The following is an 18,326-nucleotide window of genomic DNA, read 5'->3' as shown; positions in this document are numbered from 1 at the left end:
CGAAAATGGGATCGATAGAAGACATTTTAGGTGTATCGCCAAACAATGAAAGCTCGGCGCAAGCCGCAACAGACAACACGCCTCATGCTGGTAGCAACAGTAAGGTGAGCTTTAGCCTCATCTTCTTTTCGGATGTGATTAAAGGCATTGCCGATAAACAAAAGTATGAGTTTATGCGTGACCTCACCGTCTTTGCGGATAACGAAGGCTTTGAAGCCGTGTATTTCCCCGAGCGTCACTTTAGTGAATTTGGCTCGATATACGCCAATTCATCCATTATTTGTTCTTACTTAATTCCGCAAACCCAGCGCATTCGTTTTCGTACCGCAGGGATTTCCTTGCCGTTACATCATCCTGCGGAAGTGGTGGAAACATGGGCCATGAACGACATTTTATCCGATGGTCGTGTGGACTTAGGTTTTGGCTCTGGCTGGAATATTCAAGACTTCATTTTAGCACCGGATAACTACCACAATCGCCGTGAAATTTGCGGTGAACGTATTGACCAAGTGCAACGTTTGTGGCGCGGGGAAGCCGTTGAATTCACTGGCCCAGACAACCAAACCTTCCCGATTCAAGTGTTCCCAAAACCCACACAAAAAACACTAAACGTATGGTTGTTGGTGGCACAAAACGAACAGGCTTTCTACTTTGCCGGCAAGCAAGGCTACAACGTGTTCACCATGTTGTATGGCATTGATATGCAAGAAATGGCGAAGAAGATTGCGCTGTACCGAAAAGGCCGTGAAGAAGCTGGTTTAGACCCACAAAGCGGCAAAGTCTCGTTGATGTTGCACACGCATTTAGGCGCGGATATTCCCGCCGTGCAGCAAAAAGTGGAAGCGCCGTTTAAAGATTACATTGCCAGCACTATTGACGCCCACGTGAAAGCCGGACTCGGTAAAGACAAAGGCGTGGATGAAGTGAGTCAGGCAGAAAAAGACAAGGTATTGGAGTACGCCTATCAGCGCTATTTCAAAACCTGCGCGCTCTTTGGTGGGGTGGAAGATTGCCAGCCATTAGTCGAGCAAGCCATTAGCGCCGGTGTAAACGACATTGTGTGCTTAATGGATTTTGGCGTGGATTACGACTCGGTGAAGGCATCGTTGCCATACCTTAAACAGCTAAGCGCCCTGTACTAGGGGGAGCAAAATGAATACAGAACAAGAATTACAAGCTATTTCCGCGCTTCTCGGCGAGACTAACACCGATGAAGCGAGCACCGGCGCTGCCGTTTCCGAAAATCACAATAGCCAAAATGATCAGCAGAGCATTGCCATTATTGGTGTTGCCGCACAATTACCCAGTTGTGATTCTGTGCAGGCGTTTTGGCAAGCTCTCGCCAATGGCGATGACCTCATTCGTGAATTCCCGTCAGATAGATTCGACTGGCAAAGTGCCGCGAATCAATACGACCCAGAATTACTCGACGAAGCGCCACAGTGGGCAGGTAGCATCGACAAGGTTTTTCACTTCGATGCCGATTTTTTCAATGTGCCAGCGGAAGCCGCCAGCCTAATAGACCCGCGTCAGCGTTTGCTTATGCAAAACGTGTATCACTGTATTGAAGATGCGGGTTACGCTCCCAGCGCCCTAAAAGGTTCGCGCACCGGCGTGTTTATTGGTGCAGAAGACAGCGAGTATCAACTTAGCTTGCAACAAGCCGGTATCTTCAACGATTTTAGCGGATCGTCGGCGATGTTAGCCAATAACATTGCGTATTACTTCGATTTTTGCGGTGCAAGCCAAGTGGTGAACACTTTGTGTTCCAGCGGCGCGGTGGCGTTACATCACGCCATTTCTGCATTACGTGCGGGCGAAATGGAGCAAGCCATTGTTGCCGCCGCCAATTTATTATTGCGTCCTGAGCCGTTCATTGGCTTAACACAAATGGCGCAGCTTAGCCCGTCGCGCACCTTACATTCGTTTGGCGAAAAGGCCGATGGGTTTATTCGCTCCGAAGGCGTGATTAGCTTGCTGTTAAAACCCTTAGCGCAAGCACAAAAAGACAAAGACGCCATTTACGCCGTGGTGAAAAATTCGGCGGTGAACTTTAATGGTCAAGGTGGCATGTCGATGGCATCGCCCAATGTGGCTGCCCATGTTGAGGTCATTAAACAGTGTTACCAAAATGCCGACATTTCCCTTGCTGATTTGGACTACATTGAAGCGCAAGGCATGGCAACAACGGTTTCGGACATTGCCGAATGGAGCGCCTTTAACAAAGCTATACGCCAACTTGGCGAAGCGCAAAATCAGCCCATTGCAGAAGGTCAGGTGGCCATTAGCACCTTAAAACCCACGCTAGGGCACATGCATGCAGCCTCTTCTTTGGGCGCGATGTTAAAAGTGATTGCGAGCTTTAAACAGCAAACCCTTTTCGGTATTGCGCACTTTGAACACGCCAGCGACGATTTAGATACCGACCAGTCACCTTGTCGTTTACTTGCCGCTAACGAAGCATGGCAAGGCAAAGACAATCGCCCGCGATTGGCAGCCGTTCATTCTTACGGCATTGGTGGCAATAACGCCCACATTTTGTTGCAGGAATACACGCCTTCACAAGCAAGCGAAGGGGCTAGCTCAGCGGGAGATGTTGCCGCTAATGTCGCAATTAAAGACACGGTAACACTGCCAGTCAGCGCAAAAACCGACGCGCAACTAACGCAGGTCATTAGTCAGTTATCCGAGGCGCTTTGCCAGCTTTCAAAAACAGCTTCAGAGCAAGCTTCAAACACCGAAGCATCAGCAACACTCGCCTCGATTCAACGCACTTTGATGCAAGGTCGCGACAGCTTTTCAGCGCGCGCTGTACTGCGTGTTAATGTCAGCGAGTTTGCCGCACATACCGGGTTTTCTGTGGCGGCTATTCAAGTGCTTAGAGCGAACGACGCGGATTCAAGTGCAGTCGACGCTTTGCCTGCGCCTATGCAACAGTGGCTTGCGGGCAAAACGCCGGATTGGTCTGACTTTGCTAACGCATTGACCGCGCCACGTTGTCACTTGCCTGTGTACCCGTTTGCAGGTGAGTTTTTCCGTATAGAAGCGGGGCGTATAAACGAAGGGCGTATAGAAGCGAGTGCTGCTTCTGCTACAAGGGCAGCAAAAGCCACTGGATTTAGCGAATTGCTTGCTAGCAGCGCCACGACAGAGCAGGCGGCCATCACTTACGTGACGCAATTTATTCAAAAAGCCATGCACCGTAATAACAACGATTTAACGCCACAAACCACGTTTGTCGATTACGGTGTGGATTCCTTAATTATGGTGCGCCTTGGTCGCGCTATCGAAAAAGAAATGCAAGTCAAACTCACCGGCAGAGACTTTATGCAATGCCCCGATATTGGTGCGTTAAGCCGTTTAGTGAGCAGCAAAATGAAGGTCAATCAGCAAGCAAAAAGTGCAGCCTCAGAGGCCGACGCGAAAAGCATCGCCGCGCTGAACAAGTTTAAATCCGGCGAGCTGAGTCTTGATGACCTTAAAAAACTGGTGAAATAAACATTTAGCCCTGATCTCACCAACGTGGGGTCAGCACGCCATGCAATGCGTTGCTGGCAAGAAGTCGTTTTGTTCAGGCTAACTCGCAACAAGAGTTAAGCGAAAAAGTAGCAAATTGGTTTAAAAGTGCAGCAAGCGAGGACATAAGCGGCTGCAACGGCGAGGGAAGGCCGACGAATTGGAAAATCCATGATGATTAATGACGATATTTTAAAAGCATTCAAAGAAGGTACGTATTCAGCAGAGGAAGTTCTAGCGTTGCTGAAGGCAAATGAAAACTCAGTCGCGCTTTCAGAAAATCAGCACGGATTATGGTTACTTCACAAACTCGCGCCCGCATCCAGTGCGTATAACGTGCCGGTGTGTTTTCGCATGCCAGCGGTGGAGCCTGCACATTTTGAGCAGGCGTGTCGCACGGTATTGCAACGTCACAGCATTTTAAATGGTGCGTTTGTTGAAAATAACGAAGCCAATGATCGCCCGGAATATCAGGCTAACGACGATATTCGCCTTAATTGTACCTTTACCGATGCCAGCTTGCTAAGCGAAGACGAGCTAAACGCGGCGATTCAGGCAGAATCTCACGCGCCTTTTAACCTAGCACAAGGCAACCTAATTCGTTTTAACCTGTTTACTCAAGATGATACCTGCACCGTGCTCATTGTGGTGCATCACATTGTGTTTGATGGCAGCTCGATTCCGGTGTTGTTGGAAGACTTGTTGTTGTCGTTAAAAGCCATTAGCGCAGGGCATGAGCCAGATAGCAGCGCGGGCTTAAGCGAACTTACTACCCAATACAGCGACTATGTGCGCTGGGAACAGGATTTCTTAGCCAGTGAAAAAGGCGCGGAAGCCAAAGCCTACTGGACCAAACAACTGGCTGGCACTTTACCTGCGTTGCAGCTTGCCAATGAATCCGATGCCGAACATAGCGTGTTAGATGCCGCTGGCTCAGCTTTTAGTCAGATGCTTAGCGCGGAGCAAAACGAAAATATAAACAACTTATGTAAGCAGTTACGCATTAACGCCTCGGTGTTTTTCCTTGGCTTATTTAAAGTGGTGTTAAGCCGTTATTGTCACGAGCAAGACATCATCGTTGGTATGCCAACGCAAGCGCGTCCATCGGCAGAATTCGACAGCCTAATTGGCTATTTTGTGAATATGTTGCCACTGCGCTCGCAAGTGGAAGAAAACATGCCGCTCACTCAATTGTTTAACGATGTATCGCTAACCTTGGTGGATGCAGTAGATCAAGCGCATTATCCCTTCCCGCAACTGGTGCGCGATTTAGGTTTGTCCACGCAACAACAAAGCAACCCTGTATTCCAAGTGGCGTTTGCTTATCAAAATCAATCCATGGTGAGCTTTGTTGCTAGTGAAGCCGGGCTTGCCGCCATGCAAGGCATTGAGGTGGTGGATTCAGTACAACAGCAAGGCGAATTCAAACTCTGCTTAGAAGTGATTGAAAGCCACGCTGGTTTTGAGCTTGGCTTTAAATACGACAGTCACAAGTACAGCGATGCAATGATCCACACCTTAATGGGCCATTACACGCGCCTTATCGACGACGTATTACAGCATGCCTCAAACAGCTTAGAAAGCGTGACCGTGGCCCAATGCAACTTCATTTCTGATGACGATATTCACCAAGAATTATGGCATTGGAATCAAACCGAGCGCGACTTCCCAAGCGAAGTGTGTGTGCATACCTTGTTTGAAGCGCAAGTTGCAGCAAATCCCGATGCTATTGCTTTGGTTTTTGAGAATAAAACACTCACTTACGCCGAATTAAACCAACGCGCCAACCAACTTGCACATTATTTGCGTGAACAAGGCGTTGGCCCAGATCAGCTTGTTGGCTTGTGTTTAGAGCGCTCATTCGACATGGTAATTGGCATTTATGCCATCTTAAAAGCCGGTGGGGCGTATGTGCCTATCGACCCGGGTTATCCGCAAGATCGCGTGCAATACATGATTGAAGATTCTGGGGTAGACATCATCCTCAGCCAATCGCATTTAAGCGAATTGCTCGTGGCGTCTGCTAGCAACAAAACGCGCGTGCTTTTCCTTGATAATCAAACCGATGCCAAAGGCGCGGATTTAGGCTTAAGCCAGCAAGCGCAAACCAATTTAGATGTTGAGCCGTTGGGCTTAAACGCTACACATTTGGCTTATCTGATTTATACCTCGGGATCTACGGGGCAGCCCAAGGGCGTGATGATACCGCATCGTGGTTTAGTGAACCGCGTGCATTGGATGCACGGCCGTTACGGCATGGACCAAAGCGATGTGGTGCTGCAAAAAACGCCCTTTAGTTTTGATGTGTCGGTGTGGGAATTCATCTGGCCGATGATTTCCGGCGCGCGTTTAGTGATTGCCAAGCCAGATGGTCACAAAGAACCAGCGTATTTGTGCGATTTAATTCGCCAAGAGCAAGTTACCAAACTGCATTTTGTGCCTTCCATGCTAAGCATTATGTTAGCGCACGAAGACATCGCGCTTTGTCCGTCTATCAAACAGGTTTTCTGTAGCGGTGAAGCCTTATCAAAAGCGTTAGTTACGGGCTTTTTTGCCACAGGTACGCACGCGGAATTACACAATTTATATGGTCCAACCGAAGCTTCTATTGATGTCAGTGACTGGCAATGTGATGCCAATTCACCGCTGTTTACTGTGCCTATTGGTAAGCCTATCGACAACATTCAATTGTATGTGTTGGACTCGCAAAAACGCCCGCTGCCGCAAGGTTTAGCCGGAGAGTTATACATTGGCGGCGTTGGCTTAGCGCGCGGTTACTTAAACAAAGAGGCGTTAACCGCCGAGAAATTTATCGCCAATCCGTTTAGCCAAGATGCTGCTTCTAAGCTGTATCGTACTGGCGATTTAGTGCGCCGTTTAGCTGACGGTAATTTGGACTTTATCGGACGCATGGACAACCAAGTGAAGTTAAGAGGTTTCCGCGTTGAATTGGGTGAAATTGAAACTCAGCTAATGGCACAAACTGGCGTGGCAGGGTGTGCGGTGGTGATTAAAACCGATGAGCACAACGAAAAACGCTTAGTGGCGTATGTCGTGCCAGACAGCCAAAGCGCCAGCGAAGCGCTAATAGCGCCGGAATATTTAAAACAACAGCTTGGGCAGCTTTTACCGGATTACATGGTGCCTTCCGCGTTTGTGATGATGCAGGCGTTACCGCTTACACCTAATGGCAAGTTAGACCAACGCGCCTTGCCGATGCCGGATGCCGATGACTTTAGTCGCAAAGCCTACGTGGCTCCGCAAGGCGATGTTGAGCGTCAACTGGCGCAAATTTGGCAAGACATCTTAAACATTGAGGCGGTGGGTCGCGACGACAACTTCTTCGACTTGGGCGGGCACTCGTTATTGGCAACCAGTGTGGTGAGCCAAGTGCGTAAGATGCTTGATGTGGAAATGCCGTTAAAAGCGTTTTTTGCGCATCCCACGCTGCAAGATTTAGCCGATGTCATTGAAAACCTGAACCCGAGTTTGTCGATTCCGTTGGTTGCTGTGGATCGCAATGCCGATTTGCCGCTTTCCTATGCACAGCAACGTTTGTGGTTCTTAGCCGAGCTTGAACAAAGCAGTGCTAACTACAACATTCCGCTGGCGCTACGTTTAGATGGCGCGTTGGATGTGAAAGCGTTAAATGCCAGCATCGACGCCATTATTGCCCGCCACGAAGTGTTGCGAACGCGTTTAGTTGCTCAAGATGAATCGGCCGAGCAACAAGTGTTGCAAGTGATTGATGCGCCGTTCAGCTTAAACCTTGTTGCTGAATCGGTGGAAAACGAAGCGCAGGCACAAAATATTGCTTTAGTGGAATCCCAAGCCGATTTTGATTTAAGCGCCGATCACTTAATTCGCGGTCGCTTGGTGAAGCTCGCGGAACAACAACATGTGTTGCTGATAACGATGCATCACAGCGTGTCTGACGGTTGGTCGCTGGGTGTGTTCTTCAAGGAATTCGCGCATTTTTACGGGGAATTGACAGGCGAGGCAGATCAAGAGCCGCTAGCAGAATTAACGATTCAGTACGCCGATTATGCTCAGTGGCAGCGTCAGTGGTTGTCCGGTGAAAATCTCGACGAACAACTGGGTTACTGGAAAACCCAATTAGCCGATTTAGAAATGGAATCGGCCTTGCCAACGGACCGTTCGCGTCCGGCGGTAAAATCTTACAAAGGCGCGATCATTCGCAAGCCGCTATCAGCAGAATTGGTGGGCCATTTGCAGCAGTTAAGCCAGCAACACGGTGCGACTCTGTACATGACCCTACTCACCGCGTTTAACACACTTTTACACCGTTATTCTGGCAAAACCGACATTGCTGTGGGCAGCCCCATTGCCAATCGTAGCCGCGCCGAGTTAGAGCAACTTATCGGCTTTTTTGTGAATACCTTGGTGATGCGTACGGATGTGTCGGGCAACCCCAGCTTTGTTGAGTTGCTCAACCGGGTGAAAGACACCGCGCTTAGCGCTTATAGCCATCAAGACATTCCATTTGATTACCTTGTTGAGCAGTTACAGCCTGAAAGAAGCATGAGCTATTCACCCTTCTTCCAAGTGATGTTTGTGCTGCAAAACATGCCCTTGTACCCCGAAGTGGGTGGTCAAAATGAGAGTGTTCAAAATGAGGATGGTCAAGGCAATCAGGCGTTGAAAGTGTCCAGTTTTGACTATCAACAAAGCTTGGCAAAATACGACCTAACACTCAATCTGTTCGAAATGCCTGATTCAGCCGGGTTAATGTGCGAGTGGGAATACAACACCGACTTGTTCAACGCCGACACCATCGAGCGCTTGTTTGCTCATTACGAGCAATTGTTGAAGCAGATTGTGGCACACCCGCGCGACAGCATCGCAAATTACGAACTTATGCAAACCGAAGAATACACACAAGTGTTGGCGTATTCTGTGGGCGTGCTCTCGGATTATCCGCGCGATAAAACCGCCTTCCAGCTATTTGAAGCGCAAGCAGAAAGCACACCTGATGCGGTTGCCTTAATTTGGCGCGAGCAGCAAGTGTCGTATCAAACACTCAATGCCCAAGCCAACCAACTAGCGCATTACTTGATGGCGCAAGGCGTTCAGCCGGGCGACAAAGTGGCCGTTAGCTTGCCTGATAATATCAGCACCATTAGCGCGTTTCTTGCTATTAACAAAGCGGGCGCGGCTTACGTGCCGCTTGATGCCGCCTTACCAGAACAACGTTTACGTTATTTGCTAGGCGATGTTGCCCCACGTTTGTTAGTGACCCACAGCAGCTTGGTTGCCACCTTGCCACAAGATATGGCGCTTAATTGCTTGTGTGTGGATGAAGAACAGGCGCAAATGCGCGCGCAGGTGCAAACCAATCCTGCTATTGAAGTGAAACCTAGCGATTTGGCTTATGTGATTTACACTTCGGGCTCTACTGGCTTGCCAAAAGGCGTGCTAGTGCCGCATAGCGGTATTACCCGTTTGGTGCGCGACAATCACTTCCATGAATTCAATAGCAGCACCGTTATGCTGCAAACCTCCACGCTCATTTTCGATGCGGCGACATTGGAAATTTGGGGGCCGCTGGCCAATGGCGGCACTTTGGTGTTGTATCCAGAAGCTTACTTTGATGTTGAAAAACTCAGCGAGGTGGTGAATCAGTTTCAAGCCAACACGTTATGGTTAACCGCAGGTTTGTTCAATCAGTGGAGCTTGGTGTTCAACGACATGCCAAGCCTAACCAAGCTAATGGCAGGCGGTGATGTGGTTAAACCCGCCATTGTGGAACGTTTTTACAATGCCTTGCCCAACCTTGAGATCATGAACGGTTATGGGCCAACGGAAAACACCACCTTTACCGCGTGTTATTCTGCGCCGCGACCATTGTCGCTGATGGCTGGTGCGAAACCGAATAACAGCGAGAGTGACGGTTCAGATACCAGCGCTATGTTGGCATCTTTGCCGCTAGGGCAAGCGATAGCAGGCACGCAATGTTATGTGCTGGATGCCAGCTTGCAACTGGTGCCAATTGGTGCAATTGGTGAGCTGTGCGTGGCGGGTGATGGCCTCGCCCAAGGCTACTTAAACAAGCCAGAACTCACAGATGAGAAATTCGTTCATAACCCATTTAGTCGCGATCCCAATGCGCGCATGTACCGCACAGGCGACTTAGTACGCCGTTTGCCAGACGGTAACTTGCAGTTCTTCGGGCGCATGGATAACCAAATTAAATTACGAGGTTTCCGTGTGGAGTTGGGCGAAATTGAAACCGCCTTGCTTGCACTAGATGAAGTGTTAGCTTGCGTAGTGACCTTATCCCGCTCACAAGCACAGAGCGCTTCTGACGCGGGCAATGAAGACACCAAATTAGTGGCATATGTGGTTGAAAATGCATCGGCAACAGCAGCCGATGCGGATTCAGAAACCTCTCTTACCCCGGATTTTCTTAAAGCCAGCTTGGCGCATGCATTACCGGATTACATGGTGCCAGCGGCGTATGTATTTTTACCAGAATTACCACTCACCATTAACGGGAAAGTGGATTATCGCGCCTTGCCTGCACCGGATGCCAGTGCCTTTGAGCGCAAAGATTACCTTGCTCCGCAAACTCAAGTGGAGCATCAATTGGCGTCTATCTGGCAGTCGGTTCTTGGCCTCAGTGCCAATAGCGTTGGCTTGGACGATAACTTTTTCAACCTTGGTGGACATTCTCTTCTTGCCACTCGCGTGGTTACGCAAATTCGCCACTTGTTCGACATCGACATGCCATTACAAACACTCTTTGAACAACCCACATTACGAAGCCTCGCGGCGGCGGTAACTAGTATGAATCCAACTCTTGCACAAGGCGCGGATGATGCCAGCATCAAGCCTGTTTCCCGTACTCAGCCTTTACCTTTATCTTATGCACAACAACGCTTATGGTTCCTAGCAGAGTTGGAAGGTAATAGTGCCAATTACAACGTACCTTTAGCCTTGCGTTTAAAAGGCGAATTGGATGAAGTCCTGCTAAATCAGGCGTTAGATCACATTATTGCGCGCCATGAGTCCTTGCGTACGCGTTTGGTGAAAGTGGAAGGGCAAACGCTTCAACACATCGACGCCCCGTTTTCATTGGCATTAAGCGCAGAAAACGTAACCGATGAACAGGTTGCTAGCGAAGTGATTGCAACAGAAGCGGCCTTGGCGTTTGACCTAAGCCAAGACAGGCTAATTCGAGCTCGTTTATTGCGTTTAAGCGAAAAAGAGCATGTGTTGATGATTAACTTGCATCATAGCGTGACCGATGGTTGGTCGATGATGCTGTTCTTCCAAGAATTGTCGCAAAGTTATGCTGCACTACATGCAGGTACGCAACCAAATTTACCGGCGCTTTCTATCCAATATGCGGATTACGCGCATTGGCAACGTGAGTGGTTTACTGGCGATACCCGTGAAGCGCAAATGAATTACTGGAAGAAACAATTGGCGGGGCTTGAACCCGTGTCGCCAGTGCCAGCGGACAAACCGCGTCCGGCGCTAAGAAGCTACCGTGGTGCGGTGTTGAATCAAAGCATTCCGCAGGATGTGGTTGACGCATTGAACACCTTAAGTCAGCGCGAAGGTGTGACCTTGTACATGACTTTGCTAGCAGCCTTTAATGTGTTGTTACACCGTTATTCTGGGCAAACCGACATTGCTGTAGGCACACCCATTGCCAACCGAAATCGCGCGGAAATTGAAAACCTTATTGGCTTCTTTGTGAATACCTTGGTGATGCGCTCCAACGTTTCAGGCAATCCGTGTTTCAGCGATTTACTGTCGCGCGTGCGTCGTATGGCAATGGATGCTTACGCCAACCAAGATGTGCCTTTCGACTATTTAGTTGAGCAGCTTCAACCTACACGCAGCACCAGCTACTCGCCGTTTTTCCAAGTGATGTTTGTGTTGCAAAACATGCCCTCTTACCCAATGGCAGACGATGCGTTACAAGTAGAAGAGTTTGCTTTTGAACAGCGCACCGCCAAGTTCGATTTAACCTTTAACTTGTTCGAAAAAGGCGATGGCATGTCTTGCGAGTTGGAATACAACACCGACTTATTCGACGAAGCTACCATTGCGCGTTTATTCGAGCATTACCTTGCCTTGTTAAAAGGTATTATTGCCGACCCACATGCGCACATTTCCAGCTACGAATTGCCTACGAGCGAGCAGCCATCAAGCAATGCATTAGCAGCGTTTGAAGCCTTGCCATACGCAGCACAAAGCTTGCATGAGCAATTTGAAACAATGGCTCAGCAACATGCTTCTCGTCGCGCGTTAGAAATGCAACAAGCGGGCGCATTGCACAGCGTGGATTACCAAACGCTTAATCAGCAAGCCAACAAACTGGCGCACTATTTAAGTCAGCAAGGCGTAAAAGTCAATCATTTTGTGGGCTTGTACGCCCAGCGTGGATTCGACATGGCCGTGTCGATTCTGGCCATTTTAAAAGTGGGCGCAGCTTATGTGCCTATCGACCCGAAGTCACCGCAAGATCGCGTTGCTCACATCATCGAAGACAGCGGCATTCAAGTGCTGTTAAGTGAAACCAGCTTAAGTGCAGAGTTAGATGCCTGCTTGAATCAATTACAAAGTGCGCAGCAAGTGGCGGCATTGAACATCATTAATGTCGATGCAATTCAAGCCCAGCGCGAAGCGTGCGATGCCAATTGGCAAAGCGATTTTGCTGCAACGCCAAACACACCGGCCTACGTAATTTACACCTCGGGTACAACAGGCAAACCGAAAGGCGTATTGCAGTCGCATCACAGCGTATTGCGTTTATTTAGCGCCACTCAGCCAGATTTTAACTTCAGCGAAAACGATGTTTGGACGCTATTCCACTCCATCGCGTTTGACTTTAGCGTGTGGGAATTGTGGGGCGCCTTGTTGTTTGGTGGCAAGTTGGTGATCCCAAGCCATGAAATGACGCGCGACGTTGAGCAATTTGTGGCTCTGTGCGAGCAAACCAAGGTCACGGTATTAAACCAAACGCCGTCGGCCTTTAAAGCCTTCACCCAAATGGCGGTGAAACAAAACGCGCCGCTGAGCCATTTACGTTATGTGATTTTTGGTGGTGAAGCGCTAGAGCTAGACACCCTAACCCCTTGGTGGGCGCATTACGCCGAAGACAAACCGGCATTAATTAACATGTATGGTATTACCGAAACCACGGTTCACGTTACCTACAAGCCAGTGCAAAAAGACGCTTTCGGGCAATCGCTCATTGGTCGCCCGCTACGCGACCAAACCATTTACCTGCTGGATGCGTCCTTACAGCCTGTGCCTCAAGGCGCGGAAGGCGAAATTTACGTGGGTGGGGCAGGTTTATCTTTAGGTTACTTGAATCAACCGGCGTTAACCGCAGAGCGTTTCATTAATAACCCGTTTGCCAGCAACGAGATGCTGGCTCTGGGTTATAGCAAGTTATACAAAACCGGCGATTTAGCGCGGGTGAATAACGATGGCGAGTTGGTGTATTTAGGCCGTAACGACAATCAGGTGAAAGTGCGTGGCTTTAGGATTGAGCTGGGCGAAATTCAACATCACTTGAACCAGTTGCCGTATTTAAAAGATGCCTTAGTTTCTTGGTATAAAGCGCCGGTTTCTGCTGAGCAAGATGCAAGTGATCAAGGGCATGCTGATCAAGGGTATATTGTCGCCTACGCGATTTTAGCCGAGAGCGACAACGCAGCAACGCAAGCACAACAATGGCGCGATGATTTAGCGCAAAAAGTGCCAGATTACATGCTACCAGTGAGCTTGAACTTCCTTGAGTCATGGCCGCTGACCACTAACGGCAAGATCGACAAAAACGCCTTACCCGCACCCAGCTTAACGCATCAGGTTGAGTTTGTTGCGCCACAAACCGACGAAGAAATACTGTTGGCAAAAGAGTGGGCCAAGGTGCTGCAAATGGATTGGCAAAGCATTAGTGCCAACGACAATTTCTTTAACTTAGGCGGTCATTCCCTGTTGATGATCAACTATCGTTCGGCCTTAATTGAAGCTGGATACGACCTGCCTGTTACCGAGTTATACAAAAATCAAAGTTTAGCGCAGCTTGCTAAAAAATTAGCCAGTGCAGAAGCCGCACCAACACCTGCGTCGGGGATACCTGAAAATTGCTTCAAGATTTCTCCAGACATGCTGCCAATGGTGTCCTTAAGCCAAAGCGAGTTGCGTAATATCGAGCAACAAGTACAAGGCGGAAGCACCAATATTCAAGACATCTACCCCTTGTCGCCACTGCAACAAGGTATGTTGTTCCACGCGATTGCATCGCCTGAAGCCGACCCTTACGTCACCAAATCCTTATTGAAGTGCCAAGACGAAGCCGCATTCACCCGCTTTATTGGCGGTGTGGAATACGTGATGAAGCGTCACGACACAATGCGCACGCAGTTCATTTATCAGGGCGTATCTGCGCCAGTACAAGCGGTGTTGCGCGAAGTCAGCTTGCCCATTGTTGAACTCGACGTACCGGAAAATGTCACCGACGTAGCGGCGTGGATGATTGAGCAATACACGCCGATTCAAGCATCTATTTGCTTGGACTCTGCGCCGTTAATTCGCTTGCACATCGCGCGTCAAAAAGACGCGCAAGGCAACCATGCCGTGTACGTGATGTTCCTGCATCATCACGCCATTGAAGACAACGTGTCGCTACGCGTGATTGAGTCGGAAATGGACGCGTATTTAGTCGCGCAAAGTAAAGGCGAAATGGCACCGATTGACCCAGCCGACCAGCCGACCATTCAATACCGCGACTTCATTTGGCAAAGCATGCAGTTAGACCAAGCGGCCGCTGTTTCCCACTTTGCACAGCAACTTGCTGATGTGGAAGAGATTGCCGCGCCATTTGGTTGTAGTGTTGAAATGAGCGAATACGGCGACATGACGCACTTAACACAAGCGTTACCCGCGTCGTTAACCAAAGAATTAGAGGCATTTGCTCAAGCCCAAGGTGTGAGCTTGTCTACTGTACTTCACCTTGCTTGGGCCATGGTAATTGGTGCAACCAGCGGCACACAAGATGTGGTATTTGGTTCGGTATTATCGGGGCGCATGCAAGGCGTGCCCGGCATTGAACGTATGGTGGGATTGTGTATTAACACCTTGCCTGTGCGCGTGAAGCTGGAAAATGTGAGCTTGCACGATGCATTGCAACAAACTCACAACGCCGTAAATGCTTTGTTAGATTACGAATTAGCGCCACTGACCTTAATTCAAAGCGAATTAAAAAAACGTGGTGTGATAGCCGCGGGCAGTGATTCAAATAGTGCTGCGCCATTGTTTAACACCATTTTAAACTGTCGAATGCAAAACGATAGCCAAGCAATGGAATTGCAAATGGCGCATGCAGGTGATCAAGGTATTGAAGCTGTGTGGACAGAAGAACACAGCAACTATCCGGTATCGGCGTCGGTTGATTTTGTGAACGGTGAACTGAGCGTATCGCTTGAAGTGCAAACGCAATTAAATGCACAGCGCTTCTATGACTATTTTGAAAACTTGCTAAGCCGCATGGTTGTCAGCACGTCGACAACGCACTTAAGCCAGTTGAACCTGTTGGGCGAAGCCGAAACACAGCGTTTACTTAATGACTTTAACGCAACACACACCGATTGGGATTTAACCACAACGGCCGCGCAACTTTTTGAAGCGCAGGTGGGAGCTCACCCAGATGCACTAGCCTTAGCGTTCGAATCCGGCGAGGTGGCGAATACAGTGACGGAGGTCACTTATGCAGAACTTAATGCGCAGGCAAACCAAGTTGCCCATTATCTGTTAGCACAAGGGGTTCAGCCAAACCAATGTGTTGGATTGTGCGCTGAGCGCAGCAGTCACATGATTGCTGCGATTTTAGGTATTATGAAAGCGGGCGCAGCTTACGTGCCAATCGACCCGGCATATCCCGATTCTCGTATCGCCCACATGCTAAGCGATTCCGCGCCAGTGTTGGTGTTGGTTGATGCTGAACATCATGAGAAAGTCAGCGCCAATGTGAAAGCTGATTCAACCACAGTTGTCACCTTAAACGCGGCTGCTTTTGCTGAGCAGTCGCAAAGTAACCTTGGTTCAACGTTGTCGAGCGATAACCTTGCTTACGTGTTGTATACCTCGGGCTCAACGGGTTTGCCAAAAGGCGTTCAGGTAGAACAGCGTCAGTTAATGAACTTCATTTACAACGCCCAACACACTTATGACATGAGTGCCCGCGACCGCATGTTGCAGTTCTCCACGGTGAGTTTTGATATTTCCGTTGAAGAGATTTTTGCTTCCTTGTGTAGCGGCGCAACCTTGGTGTTGCGTAGTGATGAATGGTTACAAGATGCCACGCAATTCTGGCGCTTGTGCGACAAACACCGCATTAGCGTGTTGAGTTTACCCACCGCGTTCTGGCATCAAATGGTAACAGACAGCGCCGCGCCGGAATCCTTACGTTTAGTGATTGTTGGTGGTGAAGCCATCAGCCAAAGCAAAGCCGCACGCTGGTTCAGCCGAAACGCCGAGCGTCCGGTGCGCCTAATGAACACTTATGGCCCAACCGAAACCACGGTGACTGCCACCGCGTTTGAAGTGACAGCCGAGAATGTGGATGCTGCGACCAATGAAAACGCCATTCCTATTGGTAAGCCCAATAAAAACACACAAGTATATGTGTTGGATGCCAACCAAAATCTTGTACCGCAAGGCGTCATCGGAGAAATGTATATTGCCGGAGAAAGCCTTGCGCGTGGCTATCTGAATCGCGATAAAGAAACCCGCGAGGCATTTGTTGCCAATCCTTTTGCGGATTCAGCGAATGCTCGCATGTATCGCAGCGGCGACCTTGTACGTTGGAATGAAAACGGCGAATTGCTGTTTGAAGGTCGTGCCGATAAGCAAGTAAAAGTACGCGGATTCCGTGTGGAATTAGCTGAAATTGAAAGTCACATTGCTGCGCTTAACGGCGTGGAAAACGTAGCGGTCATTGCGCGTAGCTTACCTGCTGGCGGCAAATCGCTGGTGGCTTATGTCACCGGCAAGCTGCTTAGCTCTGGGCAAACTAGCTCAGGGCAAACCACGATTGACGAGATTCGCGCAGCATTAGCGCAAAAACTCCCGGATTACATGGTTCCAAGCGCCATCATGCACCTTGATGCATTGCCGCTAACGGTGAACGGCAAACTGGATGAGCGCGCCTTGCCGGAGCCAGACGCCGATGCTATGCCAAGCGAAACCTATGTTGCGCCAACAACACCAACGCAAACGGCGCTATGTGAGATTATGGCGCAGGTGTTAGGTGTTGCAAAAGTAGGCATTAAAGACAGCTTCTTTAAACTTGGCGGTAACTCGATTTTATCGATTCAAGTCATTTCTCGCGCCCGTGAGCAAGGCTTGAATTTGAGCATGAAGCAACTTTTCATTGGGCAAAGTATCGAAGCCATTGCAGCGCAAGTGGACGGTGGTAATTCGCTTTCAAACAGTGCGAGCGTGATTAATGTGCCAGCCATTACCCCACAACCTCAGCCTGAGTATTTGCCGCTTTCTTTCACGCAGCGCCGTTTGTGGATTGTTTCCCAAGTGGAAAATGAAAGTGCCGGTTACAATTTGCCAACGGCATTTAAATTTGAAGGTAATGTGTCGGTCGCGGCATTACAAAAAGCGTTTGAGGCCATTATTGAGCGTCACGCCACCTTGCGTACCGTGTTCCGCGAAGAAGATGGCAAAAACAACGGGCAACCGTATCAGCTCATCTTGAAAGACTACAGTTTCAGCATTCATTTCCACGATTTAAGTGGTCTGGATGTCGACAAGCAAGCGACGATGGTGAAGGCGCTCGCCGATGAAGATGCGTTAAAACCGTTCGATTTATCGCAAGATTTAATGCTTCGTGTGAGCTTGCTGAAGCTAGCAGAACAATCGCACGTCATGTTGCTGAATAAGCACCATATCGCCTCCGATGGTTGGTCGTTGAACGTGATGTTCCATGAGCTAATGCAAGCCTACGATGCCATTATTGCGGGTAAGCCTGTTGCCTTCCCAGAACTGCCGGTTACTTATACGGATTATGCTTTGTGGCAGCAAGATTGGATGCAAGGCGATATTCTTGAGCAACACTTAGCATTCTGGCGTGAAGAATTAAAAGGCTTGCAGCAAATTCATAACTTGCCGCTGGATCGCCCGCGTCCTGCTCAGCGAAGCTACAAAGGTGCAAGCTACAGTAGCGTGTTAAGTAAAGATACCACCAATGCCTTAGATGCCTTTAACAAAGCCAACGGCACAAGTTTGTTTATGTCGTTACAAGCCTTGTTGGCAACCTTGGTACATCGCTACAGCGGTGATGAGGATGTGGCGATTGGCTTCTCTATTTCTAATCGCGTACACAAAGAAATTGAAGGTTTGATCGGCTTCTTTGCGAACACCTTAGTGCTTCGCTCGGACGTTTCTGGCAACCCAAGCTTTAGCGATTTCTTAGCGGCAACCCGTGAGCGCAGTTTGTCTGCGTTAGCGCATCAACATTTGCCATTCGAATTGCTGGTGGAAGAGTTAAATCCAGAGCGTAGCTTGTCGCACAGTCCGTTATTCCAAATCATTCTCGTAGTGGATAACAACCCTGTAATGGCGCAAACCGACGATGACTTTAGTGTTACGCCAGTGGATCAGGACTTCCCGGTAAGTAAGTTCGATTTAAGTTTGTTCGCCAGCTACAACGCGCAAGGTCAGCTAACATTGAACTGGGTGTACGCCACCGATTTATTCGATGCCAGCACCATTGAGCGCATGGCGCAGCACTTTGAAGTGTTGCTGGAAGGGGCGTT

General features: G+C 49.2%; 3 protein-coding genes. All 3 read left to right on the top strand.

Translation table 11 applies throughout. The features are described from left to right. The first annotated feature begins 5 nt into the window (after positions 1-5). The gene (locus tag HJG39_RS16510; RefSeq protein WP_268410859.1) at positions 6-1,142 is read left to right on the top strand and encodes a MupA/Atu3671 family FMN-dependent luciferase-like monooxygenase; all 1,137 of its coding nucleotides are present in this window, start codon (positions 6-8) and stop codon (positions 1,140-1,142) included. Positions 1,143-1,152: 10 nt separating this feature from the next. Then, positions 1,153-3,498, top strand: coding sequence for a type I polyketide synthase (locus HJG39_RS16505; RefSeq protein ID WP_268410857.1), 2,346 nt, complete (start codon positions 1,153-1,155; stop codon positions 3,496-3,498). 189 nt (positions 3,499-3,687) lie between these two features. Next, positions 3,688-18,326, top strand: a 14,639-nt coding sequence (locus HJG39_RS16500; RefSeq protein WP_268410856.1) for a non-ribosomal peptide synthetase, incomplete at its 3' end; no start/stop codon positions are given.

Origin of the sequence: Alteromonas sp. a30 (assembly GCF_026788005.1) — a bacterium.
Lineage (GTDB): Bacteria > Pseudomonadota > Gammaproteobacteria > Enterobacterales > Alteromonadaceae > Paraneptunicella.
The sequence above is the reverse complement of the archived record's forward strand: the minus strand, read 5'-3'. Positions and strand labels throughout refer to the sequence as shown.